Genomic DNA, 16,643 nt, shown 5'->3' on the forward strand with positions numbered 1-16,643 from the left:
ACGTAGCCGAAGTCAGGCGGCTGCTACGGCCGGGTCCAGCCGTTGGCGAAGTCGCAGTGGAGGTCCGTCCAGCGACGCAGCTCGGCGGGGGTATGGCTGGGGTAGCCGAGGCGTCTCACGCCCTCGCCCCAGTGGTCCCAGAGGCCAGCGGGCTGCGTGAAGCGGGTGGCGTGGTGGGTGCCGAGGCGGGCGTCGAGGTGGAGGAGGGCGCCGAGGGCGTCGGGCTGGTCGTAGTGGAGGTCGGTGCGGGGGAGGTAGCGGTCGAGGTAGGCGGTGAGGATCTCGGCGTCCGCGTGCGTGCCGAAGCGGGCGAGGGCGAAGCAGTAGGCGCCGCCGGAGTAGCAGACCTCGCTGGCGAGGAGCAGGTCGCCGATGCGCTCGCGGAACGATTCGCGGCGGTCGACGCCGATGAGCCAGGCGGCGGTGAGGCGCGAGCGCCATTCGTAGGCGAGGAGGGCTTCCAGTTCGGCGTCGGTGATGGTGGCGGCGTCGCGGATCAGGTGGCGGGCGAACCGTTTGGCGTGTCGCCACCCCGGCCGCAGGACGCGTGCGCTGTTCAGTTCGAGGTAGCGCGGGTGGTCCGAGTCCTTCCTCGTTACGTAGCGCTCGATCACGTAGCCGTAGCCGGTCTCCTCGGGGTGCTGGGATGGCATCGGTCACCTCACCTCTCCGGGTATAGGTCGGTACGGTCGATCCAGGTGGGGGCGACGAAGATGTTGTCGCCGACGGGGGCTTCGGAGGCTTCCAGCAGGGACCATGTGCGGGACTCTTCGGCGAGGTGCTCCCAGGGCACGGTCAGTCGAGTTCCCAGTCCAGGGCGGTGCCGGCGATGCCGTACTGCCGTCGAGCTGTTGGACGAGGGCTTCGACGGGGGACGTCATGGCGTTGCCGGGTGGTCGCGGCGCCAGAAGGTGGGGAGCCACCAGCAGAGCACCGATCGGTCATCAGGCCACGGGGCGCAGTCCTCGGCTTCCCAGTCCTCGAAGGAGTCGCGCGTCAGGTCGATGGGGCGCCAGGCGGGGTCGAGCGGCTCGTCGTCGGCCGGAGGGCGGACGTACTGTCGGACGCGCTGCTTGCAGGCACCGAAGTCCTGATAGTTGAGCTGGGCCTCGATCAGGGAGACCTTGTTCGCCCCGCCTGCCATGGCCGGCCAGCGGAATTGGATTCCGTCGTCCTCCCAGAAGCAGATGGGGCAGATCTCGTACGAGCCGGGCATCTCGCCCAGCACGCGGTGCCCGCAGCACGGGCAGGGGTAGGAGTCGCTCACCTGCGCAGTTTCGTTGCAGGTCCCGCCCGTGTGCCATGGATTTCTCTGCCTTGGGACCCCCGGCCGGTCCGCAGCCAGTCCGCAGGACACCCGTAAACGGCCGTCGGGAGCCAACGTATGCCAACGAGGAAATCCCAGGTCAGGCGCATACAGAGGGCTCCGCCGCAGGTCAGGATCAGGCCGCAGACATTCCGCTTCAACGTCTGAGCGGATGAAGTATCACCACGTCGCTGACCTGGCAAACACGCAGGTCAGAAGGGGTTGGACTCGGTCGGGTCCAACCCCTTCGTCGTCACCGTGCTGGATCCGTGCCGGATTTCCCGCTGTGGGGTCAGCGGCGATCAGGTCTCGTGAACAGGGGAACGGTGTCCCACGTGGACGGCCCAGACCACCAGCTCTCCGTTGTCGATCGTGTGGACGACGCGGTGGTCACCGACGCGCAGGCGGCGTCGGGCGGGCTGGACACGAGTGCGGTGGTTTGAGGCCGAGGGGGTCGGTCTCCAGCTCGGTCAGCTTGGCCGGCCAGTCCTCCGCGAACCGGCCTTGCGCGCGTGGCGGGCGCATCCGGGCGGGCAGTGCGGGCACGGCCTCACGGCAGCGGCACGACGGGCGGGCGGAGAGCCTGCGACCGCGTTCGGGCGCGATACCGGTTCGGGAGCGTTGTCCGGTGTCGGGCGGGGAAGGGTCCGGGCATGTTCGTAACTGCGCGTGCAGCCCGCAAGGGGCTCCTTCCGCTGATCAAGAAGGTCAACGAGAGCCACGAGGCCATCGAGATCGTCTCCGAGCACGGCGATGCCGTCCTGCTGTCCGCCGAGGACTACGCGGCGCTCCGTGAAGGCTCGTACCTGGTGCAGCACCACCCGGCGCACGACCGCCGTGTGCTCATGGCGTACAGGAGTCCCGGCGTGGCGTGAGCGCGCGCGCCCGGCGCCCCGGACGGGAGCGTCGGGCGCGCTTCGCGCGTCGTCACAGGCCGCGGACTGCGGCGACGGTGAAGGTGGTCGGGGTGCCCGTGCCGCCCGCGGGGCCGCCCTTGTCGAACTGGGACCGGACCACCAGCGTGCGGCCCGGGGTGTGGGCCAGAGTCGTCGGGATCTGCAGGGACGGGTCCGTGAGGGTGTGGACCAGGCGGGCGCGGGTCCCGTCCGGGGTCAGGCGCCACCGGGTCAGGGTGTTGGTGGTGTTGTGGGCCACCCGCAGGCTGCCGTCGGCGGCGAGGTCCAGGCCGTCGGCGTGGACGAGGCCGCCGCCCTGGAGGGTGACGCGCGACAGCGCGCCGGTGCGCAGGTCGATGCGGTGGAGGTCGCCCGCGATCATGTCCACGGTGAGCAGGTACCGGCCCGCCCGATCCGAGGTGATGCCGTTGAGGCTGAAGGCGCGCCCCGGGACCGGGGTGAGCCGGCTGCTCAGGTCGTACGCCGGGGTGAGGGTGCCGGAGCCCGCCGTGAGCTCGTGCGGGGTGACCCGGTAGACGACCGCGCGGACGCTGTCCGTCAGGTACGCCGTGCCGTCCGGGGTGATGGTGAGGTCGTTGACGAAGCGGGGGCCGGCCCCGGGGACCTCGAAGCGGGCCAGACGGGCGCCGGTGGCGGTGTCGTAGACGGTGACGCCGGCGGTGGAGTCGGTGACCCACAGGCGGCCGCGGGCGTCGACGCGCAGGCCGTTGGCCGTGCGGCGGCCGTCGGTTCCGGCGGGCAGGAACACCTCGGCGCCCGCCCGGCCGGGCAGGGCCCGGTAGACGGTGCCGTCCGCGTACGAGCCGACGTAGACCGCACGGGTGCGGGGGTCCGTGGCGATGCCCTCCGGGTAGACCTTGTCGCCGGGCAGGGTGAAGGCCGTGGTGATCCGGCCGCCGCCGCCGTGCGGTTCCGCCGCCACCGCCGTCGGTGCCGTGGTCAGGGTGAGCGCTGCCGCCACGGTGAGGACCGAGACGGGCAGGAGCTTCTTCGGCATCCGGCTTCCTCCTTCTTCTTGCTTCTTCTTGCTTCTTCTTGCGGGCTGGGGGCGTTAGGGGTCTTTCAGTGAGGTGAGCAGGAATCTAAGTTAGAGTTCTAATATTCGCAAGGGGGCTACTATTTGGTGATGACCTCCATGCCCCCCGAGGAGCGGATCGGCTCGCACGTCAAGCGCGCCGAGCAGGCGCTCCTCGCGGCGAAGAACGCGGCGCTCAAGCCCTCCGCGGTGACGGTTCCGCAGTACGCGGCCCTGCTCTGGCTCGCCGAGAAGCCGGGGATCTCCGCGGCCGCGCTGGCCCGTCTGTGCGGGGTGACGCCCCCGACCATGACCACCGTCCTGAAGAACCTCCAGGAGCGCGGGCTGATCGAGCGCTCCCCGCACGAGTGGCACCGCAACGTCCTGGAGACCCGCCTCACGCAGGAGGGGCGGGCCGTCATGGAACAGGCCGACGCCGCCGCCGTGGCGGTGGAGCGGGCGCTCGCCGCCGAGTTCTCCGAGGAGGAGCGCGAGCTGCTGGTCCGGCTGCTGGGGCGGTGCGCGCAGGTGCTCGACGCCCGGAGGTGATGCGGGCCCGGAGGTGATCCGGGGTCGGCCGGTTCCCGCGAGCCGATATCCGGCTCGTCTTTTTGCCGGTTCTTGGAACGGAATGCTGCATTCGCACATCAGAAGCAAGGGGGATGCCCACAGCTTCTGTCCCGCTCGGGGGCAGCCATGACCGTTCGGAGCGAAGTCCGTGCACCAGTACCCGCAGCGCCAGCGGCCCGACGGCCAGCCGCGATCGCCGTACCCGCAGTACGAGGACCAGCCGCCGCGGCAGGCGCCGCAGGAGTACCCGCCGCACGCGGAGCAGCGCGGCCGCCGGCCGTCCCCGGCCCCGCACGCGCAGCAGCCGCCACCGCCGCCGGGTTCCGGGGCGTACGAGCACCCGTACGAGCAGCACCCGGCCGGCCCGCCCTGCCCGGACCCGAGCGCCCACATACGCCCGCGGCCCGGCGAGGACGCGTACGGGCCGGGCGACTCCGAGCCGCCCCGCAAGCGCTCCCGCCGCGCGATATGGATCAGCGCCGCCTTGGCCTTGGTGCTGCTGCTGGGCGGCGGCTTCGCGGCCTGGAAGATGGAGTGGTTCTCCGGCAACGGCGAGACCGTGAGCTTCGGCAAGGACCCGGCGTCCGGCAAGGGCTCCGGCGACGGCTCCCAGGGCGGGGCGCAGGCGGCCACGCCCTCCGGTGACCCGGACGTGCTGATGCCGACCGGCCCGAAGGCCGACTTCAAGCAGGTCGCCAAGCTGGACGACGGCACGATCATCGCCAAGACGACGCTGGCGGGCGCCAAGTCGGGCTTCACCGGTGACGTGTGGGTCTGGGCCCCGAAGCAGTACGACGACCCGAAGTACGCCAAGAGCGGCTTCCCGGTGCTCATCGCGCTCCCCGGCGGCGAGGGCTACCCGACCAACTACTGGGCCGACCGCAGCCTCGGCCTGCACAAGGCGATCAGTGACGGCGTCAAGGCGGGCACCAGCCTCCCGTACGTCGTGATCATGCCGGTGCTCAACCCGGACGCCAAGTACTACTACGACGGCTCCGACATCCCGGGCCAGCCCAAGATGGGCACCTGGATGGCCGAGGACGTCCCGAACTTCGCCAAGGCCAACTTCCGGACCTACAAGTCCCGTGACGGGTGGGCCTTCATGGGCTCCTCCTCCGGCGCCTTCGTCGGCATGAAGACCGTCCTCCAGCACCCGGACAAGTTCAAGGCCGTGATCGCCAGCGGTGGCGAGATCGTCCCCGACTCCCCGCTGTGGAAGGGCCACCAGGCGGAGATGGACGCGAACAACCCGGAGAAGCTCGCCAAGAAGCTGATCGACAGCAACGGTCCGGAGGTCTACATCAACTTCCAGATCGGCACGAAGGAGACCGGCAAGGACCGGATGGTCAAGTTCCAGCAGCAGTACGGGAAGGGTCCCGTCAAGACCACCATCCGCGACATCCAGAACGGCGAGCACAACGGCTGGCACTACGTCCGGGGCATGAAGGAAGGCTCCCTGGAGTGGATCAGCAAGGTGCTCAAGGCCCCCAAGCCCGAAGCGGGCTGACCCCCCGGCCGACCAGGCGTGCAGCACGCTGCCCGGGACGGGCGTGGCCCACACCACGTCATGCCCGTCCCAGGCAACCCATCCGGTCGTTGAAGCCTCTGTAACGGGTGTAAGGGGGACCGATCGGTCCGACCCGCGCCCGTTCGGGCGCCGGAGAAGGAACGGGACAATTCGTGCAGCATGACCAGCTTCAGGGCGACGGCCGCCTCGCGGTCGAGGAAGGCCCCGTGACCACGGGCCGGCCGCGCCCCAAGCGCCGCCTGCGCAGGCTTCTGATCGTCGGCGGGCTCGCGCTCGCGCTGACCGCCGGGGGCGGAGCGGCCGCGTACAAGTTCGGCCTTTTCTCGGACATAGGGGACCCCATGTCCTTCGACAAGGTCAAGGAAACGGCCGCGACCCCGGGCGTCCGGCCGGGGGTCAGCATGCCCACCGGCCCGAAGGCGTCCTTCGTCCGCACCAGCCGGCTGCCCGACGGCACCCAGATCGCCAAGACGACGCTGACCGGCGCGAAGTCGGGTTTCACCGGCGACGTGTGGGTGTGGGTGCCCAAGGAGTACGACGACCCGAAGTACGCCAGGAGCGCCTTCCCGGTCCTGATCTCCCTGCCCGGCGGCCGCGGCTACCCCAAGAACTACTGGGGCACGGGTCCCGGCCTGGGCCTGCAGCAGGCCGTGACCGACGGGGCGAAGGCGGGGACCAGCCTGCCCTTCATCCTCGTCATGCCGGTGATCAACGCCGACACCAAGCACCACTTCGACGGCTCGGACATCCCCGGGCAGCCCAGGATGGGCACCTGGATGGCCGATGACGTCCCCGCTTTCACGAAGGCCAATTTCCGCACCTTCACCTCCCGCGACGGCTGGGCCATCATGGGCTCTTCGTCGGGCGGCTTCGGCGCGTTCAAGCACGTCCTGAAGCACCCCGACCGCTTCAAGGCGGCCATCGCCAGCGGCGTCGACATCGTCCCCGACTCCCCGCTGTGGAACGGGAACAAGCAGGCCATGGACGCGAACAATCCGGAGAAGCTGGCCGCGAAGCTGATCGCAGCGGGCGGCCCGGAGGTCTACATCAACTTCCAGATCGGCACCGCGGAGAGCGGCCGCGACAAGGCCGAGAAGTTCATGAAGGAGTACGGCAGGGGCCCCGTGCACACCCGGCTGCAGGTGATCCAGGATGGTGAGCACAACGGAAAGTCGTATGTTCGCGGTATGAGGGAGGGCTCCCTGGAGTGGATCAGCAAGGTGATGTCGGCACCGACCCCCGATCCCGGCGTGCGCTGAACGCCGTCGTGAGGGGGGCCTCCGCGGCTGCCGCCGCCGGTGTGGCGGCCGCCCTCGCCGTCGGCTTCGTCAAGGCGACGGACGAGGACGCGGGCGCCGTGCACCCCTTCCCGGGCGTCGGCGTGCTCATGGCCAACGGGGAACACTGGTGCACGGCGAGCGTGATCGACAGCCCCAAGGGCACCGTCGTCGCGACCGCCGCGCACTGCGTGGCCCCGGCCGGGCAGAACGGCGAGCCCGGCGAGGTCGCCCACGACGGCCGGGAGATCGGCGAGCTGTCCTTCGCCCCCGCCTTCTCGGGCGAGGGCGCGGGCAGGCAGCCGCTCGGCGTGTGGAAGGTCCGGGCGGTCCACGTGGACGAGCGGTGGACGAGGTGGGGCGAGGACACCGCCGACTACGCGTTCCTCAGCATCGAGCCGGACGAGGACGGCATGACCGTCCAGCAGGCCGTCGGGCCGGGGGAGGCCCCGGCGCCCGAGTGGACCTCCGGCTACGAGCGGGACGTGACGGTGGTCGGCTATCCCGAATCCGGCCGCAACCCGCAGAACAAACCCGTCTCCTGCACGACGCAGACCACGCACGACGAGGACGACCCGGCCATGCTGTACATCAGCTGCGCCGGCTTCTGGACGGGCACCAGCGGCAGCCCCTTCATCGCCGACCGGGGCGGGCCGGGAAGCCCCGGCCGGCTGATCGGCGTGCTGAGCGGCGGGGACACGGACGTGGACTCCACGGCCGCCCTGTTCGACGGGCGGGCCAGGGCCCTGTACGAGCAGGCGGCCGCGGACTGACGGGCCCGCGGGCCGGCCCCGCCGGGACCGGCCCCGGGAGGCTCATCCGGTCCGGGCGCCTGATCCGGTCGGCTGATCCGGTCGGCTGATCAGGCGGCCGGATCGACCGGTCGGTCGGACCGGCCGGATCGACCGGCCGGATCGGTCGACCGGATCAGCCCTTCAGGAGGGCGTTCAGCTCCCCGTACGCGAGGGCTTCGGTGACCGCGGTGTACGTGCCCTCCGCGAGGAGCTCCTCGGCGGCGCGGCGCACCACCCCGTACGCGGCCTCGGCGACCCAGGAGCCGAGGCTGACGCGCGCCACGCCGAGCTTGCCGAACTCGGCGACGGACGGGGCGCCGGGCCCGGCCAGGACGTTCAGTGGGGCGTCGATGCCGCGGGTGAGCTCGGCGATCACGGCCGGGTCGGTGCACCCGGGCACGAAGATGCCGGAGGCGCCGGCCCGCAGGTAGGCGGCGGCCCGGTTCAGGGTCGCGTCGAGGCGGCCCGCCGGGTTGCCGAGCCCGAAGAGGAACGTGTCGATCCGCGCGTTGACGTACAGCGGGACCCCGGCGGCGTCGGCCGCGGCCCGGGCCGCGGCCAGGCGTTCCGCGTGCTCGGCGGGCTCGCGGGTGCCGTCCTCGATGTTGATGCCGACCGCGCCGGCTTCGACGATTCCGGCGACGGTCTCACCGACCCCGGCCGGGTCGGCGCCGAAGCCGCCCTCGATGTCGGCGGTGACGGGCACGGACACGGCACCGGCCACGCGGGCGACGAGGTCGAGCGCGCGGTCCCGGGCCAGGGAGTCCCCGTCGGGAGCGCCGAGGGACCAGGCGACCCCGGCGCTGGTGGTGGCGACGGCCGGGGCGCCGGCCGCCTCGACGAGCCGGGCGCTCACCACGTCCCAGGCGTTGGCCAGGGCGAGCGGGGCGCCGGGGGTGTGCAGGGAGGCGAAGCGGCGGGCAAGGTCAACACGGTTGGTCATGGGGCCAGTTCAGCAGACCGCCCCGGACGCGTACCGGCGATTTTCCGACATCTGCGTCCGCCGCGCCCCGGAACCGCACCCTCCGCCCTCCACGGCACCCTCCGCGGCACACGCCCGCCCGCCCGGCCGCTCCTGACGGCGGGACCCTGCCGGCCCGCCCCGCCGCCGAACCGGCTCAGGTGGCCAGGCCCGCCTTCAGGCCCGTGCCGCACAGGGGAACCACCGCCGTGCGGCCGCCCAGGGGATCGGACGGGGCCGCCGGGCCCACCGCCGCCCAGCAGGCAGCCGCGGTCGGCTCCACGAAGAGCCCCCGCCCCGCCAGGTCCCGCTGCGCGGCGCGCAGGGCCTCCTCGGACACGGTCAGGAAGGTGCCGCCGGACTTGCGGACCGCCGCCAGGATCTGCCGGGCCCGCGGCGGGGCCGGGATCGCGATCCCCTCGGCCAGCGTGGGCCGCTGCTCCACCGCGTCCGTGTCCTCCGCGCCGGCCTCGAACGCCGCGGCCAGCGGGGACACCGCCGCCGCCTGCACCGCGACCAGCGCCGGCGGGCGCACCCCGCGCCGGGCCAGCTCCTCCACCGCCAGCGCCGCCCCCAGCAGCAGGGTGCCGTTGCCGACGGGGACGACGAGGGCCTCGGGAAGCCGGCCGCCGAGCCCCTCCCAGACCTCGTACGCGTACGTCTTCGTGCCGTGCAGGAAGTACGGGTTGAAGACGTGGCTCGCGTAGAAGACGCCGGGGAGGTCGGCCTCGGCCCGCGCCGCCTCGGCGGTGGCCTCCCGGCCGCCCGGGACGACGCGGACGGCGGCGCCGTGGGCCCGCATCTGCTCGGTCTTCTTCGCCGACGTGCCCTCGGGCACGAAAATTTCACAACTCAGCCCGGCACGGGCGCAGTACGCCGCGACGGCCGTTCCAGCGTTGCCGCTGCTGTCCGCGATCACCCGCTCGGGACCCAGCCGCCGGGCCAGTTCCACGAGCATCACGGCGCCCCGGTCCTTGAACGAACCCGTCGGCATCAGGAAGTCGAGCTTGGCGTGGATCCGCTCTGCCAGCGGGACCAGCGGAGTGTTCCCCTCCGAGAGGGTGACGGAGAAAGCGCCAGGCAGCGGCAGCGCGGCGCCGTAGCGCCACAGCGAGTTGGGGCCGGCGGAGGGGGTGAGCTCGGTGGCCGGATCCGGTGTGAAGTCGAGGTCCCACGGGCCGCTGCAGACGGGGCAGCACCAGGGCGCCGTCCGGGCATCCGCACGCGTGCCGTCGTCGGGGCAGACGTATCCGGGGAGTGCGTGCGTCATGTGCGGAGCACCTTTGCTCATTCATGGCCGGTGTATGGCAGGGATGTTACGCGCTCGCCTTCCCCTTGTGGGATGCCGAGCCGCTGCGCCAACCTTTCGGAGGCGGCAGCGCGGCAGCCTCTCTCGCAATTGTCATGACCATGACCATGCGCGCCATCGTGGTCGTGTCCCCACCCCGCGTGACGCCCCCGGGACGCCGTCCCGGATCCCCGAAGCGCACCACCGACGAGGAGGACCCCCCACATGTCCATGCGTCACACCCGCCGGAAGGCCGCCGGGCTGAGCGCGGCCGCCGCCCTGGCCCTCGCGCTCGGCACGGCCGCCGCGCTCCCCGCCTCCGCGGCCGACTCCGGCGCGCAGGGCGTCATCGAGAACGCCGGCGCCCCCGGCTCCGTGGCCGGCAGCTACATCGTGACCCTGAAGGACGCCACCCGCTCGACCGAGGCCGGCGGCAAGGCGGTCGCCGAGAAGTACGGCGCCCGCATCGACCGCACCTACAGCGCCGCCCTCAACGGCTACTCCGTCGAGGTCTCCGAGGCGCAGGCCAGGAAGCTCGCCGCGGACCCGGCGGTCAAGTCCGTCGTGCAGAACCGCGTCTTCACCGTCGACGGCGCCCAGGGCACCCAGCCCAGCCCGCCGTCCTGGGGCCTGGACCGCATCGACCAGCGCGCGCTCCCGCTGAACAGCAGTTACACGTACCCCGACAAAGCCGGCGAGGGCGTGACCGCGTACGTCATCGACACCGGCGTGCGCATCACCCACACCGACTTCGGCGGCCGCGCCTCCTACGGCTTCGACGCCATCGACAACGACAACACCGCCCAGGACGGCCACGGCCACGGCACGCACGTCGCCGGCACCGTCGCGGGCGGCAGCCACGGCGTCGCCAAGAAGGCGAAGATCGTCGCCGTCCGCGTCCTCGACAACAACGGCTCCGGTACGACGGCCCAGGTCGTCGCCGGCATCGACTGGGTCACCCGGAACGCGGTCAAGCCGGCCGTGGCCAACATGTCCCTCGGCGGCGGGGCCGACTCCGCCCTCGACACCGCCGTCCGCAACTCCATAGCCTCCGGCATCACGTACGCGGTCGCGGCGGGCAACGAGTCCACCAACGCCAGCACCAAGTCCCCGGCCCGCGTCACCGAGGCCATCACGGTCGGCTCCACCACCAGCAGCGACGCCAAGTCCGGCTTCTCCAACTACGGCACCGTCCTCGACCTCTTCGCCCCCGGCTCCTCCATCACCTCCGCCTGGGGCACCGGCGACACCGCCACCAACACCATCTCCGGCACCTCGATGGCCTCGCCGCACGTCGCCGGCGCGGCCGCCGTGCACCTCTCCCAGAACCCGTCGAACACCCCGGACCAGGTGGCCTCGGCCCTCGTGGCCGCGGCCACCCCGAACGTGGTGACCAGCCCCGGCACCGGCTCCCCGAACCGCCTGCTGTTCGTCGGCGGCGGCACCACCCCGCCCGGCGGGCCGCGCTTCGAGAACACCGCCGACTTCGCCATCAACGACAACGCGACCGTCGAGTCCCCGCTGACCGTCAGCGGCGTCTCCGGCAACGCCCCGGCCGCGCTGGGCGTCTCGGTCGACATCAAGCACACGTACATCGGTGACCTGAAGGTCGACCTCGTCGCCCCCGACGGCTCCGTCTACACCCTGCACAACCGCGGTGGCGGCAGCGCGGACAACATCCTGCAGGCCTACTCCGTCAACGCCTCCTCGGAGGCCGCGAACGGCGTCTGGAAGCTGCGGGTGAACGACAACGCCGACATCGACACCGGCAGGATCGACTCCTGGGCGCTGCAGTTCTGAGCCGGATCCGAGCCGGATCCGAGTCGGCTCCGAGCCGGCTCTGAGCCGGCTCTGCATCACGGCCTCGAACCGTGAACCCGAGCCGCGCACCCGAACCGGGAACCCGAACCGGGAACCTCAACCACGGTCCTGGGCAACGCACCTGGTCCGGGATCACCGCCGCACGCCGGCGGCGCGCGGAAGCGGAACCGGCGGGGGCGACCGACACCGCGGTCGTCCCCGCTGTGTACTGTTTCGCGCATTCGTTCGCGTCACCCTGCGATGGAGCCCGTACCCCGTGAGCACCCAGCCGCCGCCCCACTGGCCGGCTCCGTCCCCCCGGCAGGACCAAGGGGAACCGGCACTCAACGGTTTCGCGCTGGCGTCGCTGCTGGTCGGGCTGGTGTGCCTGCCACCGCTCGGCATCGTCTTCGGGATCGTGGCCCTCGTCCAGATCGCCGGGAAGGGCGAGCGGGGCAGGCCGCTGGCGATCACCGGCCTGGCGGTGTCGCTCGTGACGACCGTGCTGCTGTTCCTGGCCGTGGACCGGGCCGCGGAGCCGCTCTTCTCCCGCCTCGACGGGCTCTCGCCGTACGAGGACGTCGCGGGGGAGGTCGCCGACATCGACGAGCTGCGGGCGGGCGACTGCTTCAACGTCCCCGGCGGGGACCTGATGGACGAGGACCCGCTCTTCTACCGGGTCGCCTGCACGGAGCCGCACCACGGGGAGGTCACCTCCTCGGCCCGCTTCGACCCGGCGCACTTCCGCGGCGGCCGGCAGATGAAGAGGGCGGCCACCGAGGCCTGCTGGCGCGCCCAGGACTCCTACGCCATGGACTCCTGGGCGCTGCCGGCGTACGCGGAGCTGTTCTGGTTCGCGCCCTCACGGGAGGGGGCGGGCGGCGGCGAGCGGCGGCTGCTGTGCGTGATCGGCACGGCGGACGAGGAGCACCGCGGCAGCCTGCGCCGCGACGCCGGGCTTCTGCAGCCGGACCAAGTGGCCTTCCTGCACGTGATGAACGAGGCCGACCTGGCGCTGGGGCACGGGCCCGACGAGGACCTCCACGAGGCGCTGCCGGCGTACCGCGAGTGGGCCCGCGAGGTGGACCGGGCGCTGGCCGCGGAGTCCCGGGTGCTGGAGGAGGCCGCGGCGCGCCGGCCGGAGCTGGCCGGGCCGGCGCGGGCGCAGCTGAAGGAGGTCGCGGCGGCGCGCGCGGCGTGGCAGAAGGCGGGCGCGGCGGTCCGGCCCGCAGACTTCCAGGGCGCCTGGGACCAGGCGGTGGCCTCACTGACGGTGGCCACGGAGAAGGCGCTGCGCGGGGCGTACGGCCTGTCGGCGGTGGTGCCGGAATGGCTGTCGGAGGACGAGCGGCGTGGTGGGGCGGACGAGGGCCCGGACGCCGGGTCCGGCGGCGGATCCGGCGGCGGGGCGGGCGGCGGGTCCGGTGGGCGGCCGGGCGGCCGGGCCTCGACGGCGCCCGCCTGACACCGCAGCGGCTGACGCGCGACAAGAGGTTTCAGTGACCAGCCTTCATCACTTCGAGTGAAACCCTGGCCCTCGCTTGCGGTGCACAACCGACCGTTGCCAGGGTGTGGCTGTCTGTCAACCTGATGGGAGGGCCTCAGTGGCTTTCGGTGAGCAGCCGGCCTATCTGCGCGTCGCCGGGGATCTGCGACAGAAGATCGTCGATGGGTCCCTGCCCCCGCACGCCCGGCTCCCCTCGCAGGCCCGGATCCGTGAGGAGTACGGGGTGTCCGACACCGTGGCGCTGGAGGCGCGCAAGGTGCTCATGGCCGAAGGCCTGGTCGAGGGCCGCTCCGGGTCGGGCACGTACGTACGGGAGCAGCCGGTGCCGAGACGGGTCGCCCGCTCCGGCTACCGCACGGGCGGGCCGTCGACGCCGTTCCGCCAGGAGCAGGCGGAGGCGGGTGCCCGCGGGACGTGGGAGTCCGGCAGCGAGCAGGCCGCCGCCCCCGCCGCGATCGCGCAGCGGCTCGGCATCGAGGCGGGTGAACGGGTCATGCGGACGCAGTACGTCTTCCGCGACGCGGGCGAGGTGATGATGCTGTCCACCTCGTGGGAGCCGCTGGCCCTGACCGGCCGGACCCCGGTGATGCTGCCCGAGGAGGGGCCGCTGGGCGGCTCCGGCGTGGTCGACCGGATGGCCGCGATCGACCTCGTCGTCGACAACGTGGTGGAGGAGGTCGGGGCGCGGCCGGGCCTCGCGGAGGAGATCGCCCTGCTGGGCGGCGTCCCCGGGCACGTCGTGCTGGTGATCGGCCGGACCTACTACGCCTCCGGGCGCGCCGTCGAAACCGCCGACGTGGTGGTCCCGGCGGACCGCTACCGCCTCGCCTACCACCTCCCGGTGCGGTAAACCTACCGGCGGGTTTCGGCGCGATCGCGACCGGGACCGGTGGCTCCGTTTCGCTGCGGGCCTGCGCGGTTGCGCCGGACTCCGCTTGCGCCCCTCACCCGCGCCTGCGCCGACGCGCTCCGCATGCCCCCGCCGCGCCCCTTCTCCCCGGGCCGCCCGCCGAGGGGGCGTCCGCCGCGCACGGGCCGTCCGGCCAGGGCCGGAGTGCCGGCGCGGGCCTCGCGGAGGGGCGCGTCGGGGAGCCCGCCCGCCCCCGTGGTGCGCCGGGTCCGGACCGGCGTGCGCGGCTCACTCGTACGCATGGCCGGATGCATACGCCGCCGAGGTTCCTCTTCGTGAAAACCCGTATCCGCTCAGTAAAGGTCGGGCGTAAGCTCGGGCATATGCGCAATGGGGTTTCCCGGGCAGGTGGATCGGCGGAGGGTGAGACGCGATGAACGACAGCGGTGCCCTGCTCCCGTGGCTGGTCATACGTCAGGACGACAACGGCAACCGCTACCGGGTGGGCCGTTACCCCACCCGTGCCGAGGCGCAGAAGGTGGTCGACAGCCTCGACGACCTCGGACACAAGCAGCTCTACTGGGTCGAGCGAATCGGCCAGACGGCCACGACGAACTGAGCGTCTCGGCCTTGGCATAGGCTCCGCCCCATGACGGAACGTGTGGTCGTGGGCGGAGCCCTTTGTCATCAGGGCCGCCTGCTGGCCGCCCGGCGCAGCGCGCCCCCGGAGCTGGCCGGCCGCTGGGAGCTGCCCGGAGGCAAGGCCGAACCCGGCGAAACCGGTCCCGAGGCGCTGGTCCGCGAACTGCGCGAGGAGCTCGGCGTGGAGGCCGAGCCGTTGGAGCGCATCCCGGGGGAGTGGCCGCTGAAGCCCGGACTCGTCCTGCACGTGTGGACCGCCCGGCTGGTCTCCGGCGAACCCGCCCCCCTGGAGGACCACGACGAGCTGCGCTGGCTCGAAGCCGGGGAACTGGACTCGGTGGACTGGCTCGACCAGGACCGTCCCGCCGTCGCCGAGATCGGGCGCCGGCTGCGCGCAGCGCACACCGGGTCGCACGGGGGCGCGTGAAGCCCGGCTTCCTCCTCCCTCCGTGCCACAGTGCGCCGGTACCCGGAGGATGCGTGGTACGACGCCTCGAATATCGGGTATGGCCCTATTAGTCCCTAATCGTGTACCGCCCCAAGAGGCTCTCTCTCCTCGCTGAACCGGACGGGGGCCGCTGCCGGCCCGGGAAGTGATCGGCGTGATCGACACAGACGGCGAACGTGCCGAATGGGCCTTCCCCGCCGAGCCCGGTGCCGTCCGCACCGCACGTCACGCCGTGCGCGGCCAGCTGCGCTCCTGGGGCCTCGATTCCGTCGGCGATGTGACCGTTCTGCTGGTCAGCGAGCTGGTCACCAACTCGCTGCGCTACGCCTCGGGGCCGATCGGGGTCCGGCTGGAGCGGCGCGAGCAGGCTGGTGAGGGCCCGCCGGAGAGCCTCGCCGAGGGAGGCGCCCTGCTTGTGGAAGTGTCCGATCCGCTTCCGGATCCGCCCCGCGAACGCGTCGCGAAGGCCGACGACGAGGGCGGCCGCGGGCTGCACCTCGTGGCCGCCACGGCACAGCGCTGGGGGACACGTCACGGCAAGTCGGGAAAGACGGTGTGGTTCGAGTTGGCTCTTCCTGGTGAGTAACAAGGTGAAGGGTGGCCGACGATCACCCGGTATGGCTCGAAACAGTCGGGACCTTTTCGTGATCGGGAACGCCGTGCCGTCCGGGGCCGTGGTGCTGAATACTTCGGTCATGGCCGGTCCGGTTGCGGTGAGCTGGAGGGGACGGTCGCGTGAGCGAGATACCTGCGCAGGCACATCAGGCCCGTGTGCCCGGGGAGACATGGCACGACTCCCTGTGGCACAGCAGCCCGCCTGGCTCGATATATGACTACATCAAGGTCGCATCGTTCTCGATCGGACCGGACGGCCTCGTCGACCAGTGGAGCCTGCGCGCCGAGGAACTGTTCGGCCTGACCGCCGCCCAGGTCGTGGGACACGACCCCGTCGACGCCTTCATGCCGCCGGAACTGCGCGAAGGCGGGCACCGACGGGTCGCCGAGATCCTCGACGGCAAGGAATGGACCGGCCTCGTCCCCTTCCGCATCCCCGGCGGGAACGGCGCCCACGGCGTGGCCGAGATCTATGTGATGCCCACCCAGACCGAAGCCGCCGAACGAGCCGCACTCTGCGTCGTCGTCGACGTCCGCGCCTTGCGCCGCATCGAGTCCGACCTCGCCGCCTCACAGGCCATATTCGGCCAATCCCCCTTCGGTTTCCTCCTCTTCGGCACCGACCTCACCGTCCAGCGCGCCAACCGCCGCTTCACCACCGTCTTCGGCGGCGCCGCCGAAGAACACCGCGGCCGCACCGTGCACGACTACCTCCCGCCGCAGGAAGCCGACCGGATGACCGAAGCCCTCCGCAGGGTCCTGGAAACCGGCGAAGCCATCACGGACCTGCGCATCACCGGCGCCGCCCCCGGCCGGCGCGAGAACCGCCACTGGTCCATCAACCTCTACCGCGTCCACGGAGCCAGCGGCCGCCCCGTCGGCGTCGCCGGCATCGGCACCGACGTCACCCGCCGCCACCTCGCCGCCCGCGAAGCCGCCGGCGTACGACGCAATCTCGCCCTCCTCAACGAAGCCGGACACCGCATCGGCAACTCCCTCGACCTCGAAACCACCGCCCGCGAACTCCTCGACGTCACCGTCCCCGGCTTCTGCGACCTCGCCGCCGTCGACCTCTACCAGGGCCTGCTGCTCGGCGACGACGACCGTCCCGCCCGCCCCCAGGGC

The 16,643-nt window shown here is 72.2% G+C and carries 17 protein-coding genes and 2 pseudogenes; 12 read left to right on the forward strand and 7 right to left on the reverse strand.

Features of this window, described 5'->3' with window-relative positions; all coding sequences use genetic code 11:
• Positions 1-23: 23 nt before the first annotated feature.
• The 4 genes and pseudogenes from HYE82_RS03020 to HYE82_RS03035 form a co-directional block, all read right to left on the reverse strand.
• Positions 24-653, reverse strand: a complete 630-nt coding sequence (locus HYE82_RS03020; protein ID WP_179172326.1) for a DUF6000 family protein — start codon at positions 651-653, stop codon at positions 24-26.
• Between the two features lie 8 nt (positions 654-661).
• Positions 662-793: a hypothetical protein gene (locus tag HYE82_RS03025; RefSeq protein ID WP_256986880.1), complete on the reverse strand. Its 132-nt coding sequence runs from the start codon at positions 791-793 to the stop codon at positions 662-664.
• Between the two features lie 84 nt (positions 794-877).
• Complete coding sequence (locus HYE82_RS03030) at positions 878-1,267, reverse strand: CPCC family cysteine-rich protein (protein WP_179172327.1); 390 nt, start codon at positions 1,265-1,267, stop codon at positions 878-880.
• A 341-nt stretch (positions 1,268-1,608) separates the two neighbouring features.
• Positions 1,609-1,786, reverse strand: a pseudogene (locus tag HYE82_RS03035) (type II toxin-antitoxin system RelE/ParE family toxin); the annotation flags it as partial.
• Positions 1,787-1,959: 173 nt separating this feature from the next.
• Between HYE82_RS03035 and HYE82_RS03040 the strand changes: the two are divergent.
• Positions 1,960-2,160 (forward strand): annotated as a pseudogene (locus HYE82_RS03040) (type II toxin-antitoxin system Phd/YefM family antitoxin); the annotation flags it as partial.
• A 73-nt stretch (positions 2,161-2,233) separates the two neighbouring features.
• Here the strand turns inward: HYE82_RS03040 and HYE82_RS03045 are convergent.
• Entirely contained in the window at positions 2,234-3,220 is a 987-nt protein-coding gene (locus HYE82_RS03045) for an SMP-30/gluconolactonase/LRE family protein (RefSeq protein WP_179172329.1), read from the reverse strand.
• Between the two features lie 129 nt (positions 3,221-3,349).
• Between HYE82_RS03045 and HYE82_RS03050 the strand changes: the two genes are divergently transcribed.
• From HYE82_RS03050 to HYE82_RS03065, 4 genes are all read left to right on the forward strand, one after another.
• Entirely contained in the window at positions 3,350-3,787 is a 438-nt protein-coding gene (locus HYE82_RS03050; RefSeq protein ID WP_179172330.1) for a MarR family winged helix-turn-helix transcriptional regulator, read from the forward strand.
• 550 nt (positions 3,788-4,337) lie between these two features.
• A complete protein-coding gene (locus tag HYE82_RS03055) occupies positions 4,338-5,315 on the forward strand; it encodes an esterase family protein (RefSeq protein ID WP_256986887.1) in 978 nt (325 codons plus the stop codon).
• 173 nt (positions 5,316-5,488) lie between these two features.
• Positions 5,489-6,595: an esterase family protein gene (locus HYE82_RS03060; protein WP_179172331.1), complete on the forward strand. Its 1,107-nt coding sequence runs from the start codon at positions 5,489-5,491 to the stop codon at positions 6,593-6,595.
• Positions 6,596-6,603: 8 nt separating this feature from the next.
• The gene (locus HYE82_RS03065; RefSeq protein WP_179172332.1) at positions 6,604-7,386 is read left to right on the forward strand and encodes a trypsin-like serine protease; all 783 of its coding nucleotides are present in this window, start codon (positions 6,604-6,606) and stop codon (positions 7,384-7,386) included.
• A 154-nt stretch (positions 7,387-7,540) separates the two neighbouring features.
• Here HYE82_RS03065 and HYE82_RS03070 read toward each other — a convergent pair whose 3' ends face one another.
• Positions 7,541-8,350 (reverse strand): isocitrate lyase/phosphoenolpyruvate mutase family protein, encoded by an 810-nt coding sequence (locus HYE82_RS03070; RefSeq protein WP_179172333.1) that lies wholly within the window; start codon positions 8,348-8,350, stop codon positions 7,541-7,543.
• Between the two features lie 175 nt (positions 8,351-8,525).
• Positions 8,526-9,638, reverse strand: coding sequence for a pyridoxal-phosphate dependent enzyme (locus tag HYE82_RS03075; RefSeq protein ID WP_179172334.1), 1,113 nt, complete (start codon positions 9,636-9,638; stop codon positions 8,526-8,528).
• A 243-nt stretch (positions 9,639-9,881) separates the two neighbouring features.
• Between HYE82_RS03075 and HYE82_RS03080 the strand changes: the two genes are divergently transcribed.
• From HYE82_RS03080 to HYE82_RS03110, 7 genes are all read left to right on the forward strand, one after another.
• Entirely contained in the window at positions 9,882-11,456 is a 1,575-nt protein-coding gene (locus tag HYE82_RS03080; protein WP_179172335.1) for a S8 family peptidase, read from the forward strand.
• A gap of 277 nt (positions 11,457-11,733) precedes the next feature.
• Positions 11,734-12,921: a DUF4190 domain-containing protein gene (locus tag HYE82_RS03085; RefSeq protein WP_179172336.1), complete on the forward strand. Its 1,188-nt coding sequence runs from the start codon at positions 11,734-11,736 to the stop codon at positions 12,919-12,921.
• A 139-nt stretch (positions 12,922-13,060) separates the two neighbouring features.
• Positions 13,061-13,813 carry a GntR family transcriptional regulator gene (locus HYE82_RS03090; RefSeq protein WP_179172337.1) on the forward strand — a complete coding sequence of 251 codons (753 nt, stop codon included), beginning with the start codon at positions 13,061-13,063 and terminating at the stop codon, positions 13,811-13,813.
• A gap of 433 nt (positions 13,814-14,246) precedes the next feature.
• Positions 14,247-14,432, forward strand: a complete 186-nt coding sequence (locus HYE82_RS03095) for an SPOR domain-containing protein (RefSeq protein ID WP_179172338.1) — start codon at positions 14,247-14,249, stop codon at positions 14,430-14,432.
• Positions 14,433-14,462: 30 nt separating this feature from the next.
• A complete protein-coding gene (locus tag HYE82_RS03100; RefSeq protein ID WP_179172339.1) occupies positions 14,463-14,882 on the forward strand; it encodes a (deoxy)nucleoside triphosphate pyrophosphohydrolase in 420 nt (139 codons plus the stop codon).
• Between the two features lie 166 nt (positions 14,883-15,048).
• Positions 15,049-15,489: an ATP-binding protein gene (locus HYE82_RS03105; protein ID WP_179172340.1), complete on the forward strand. Its 441-nt coding sequence runs from the start codon at positions 15,049-15,051 to the stop codon at positions 15,487-15,489.
• 212 nt (positions 15,490-15,701) lie between these two features.
• Positions 15,702-16,643 (forward strand): PAS domain-containing protein (locus HYE82_RS03110; protein WP_179172343.1); only part of this gene is annotated, 942 nt, incomplete at its 3' end.

It is taken from the genome of Streptomyces sp. BR123 (assembly GCF_013401435.1).
GTDB lineage: Bacteria > Actinomycetota > Actinomycetes > Streptomycetales > Streptomycetaceae > Streptomyces.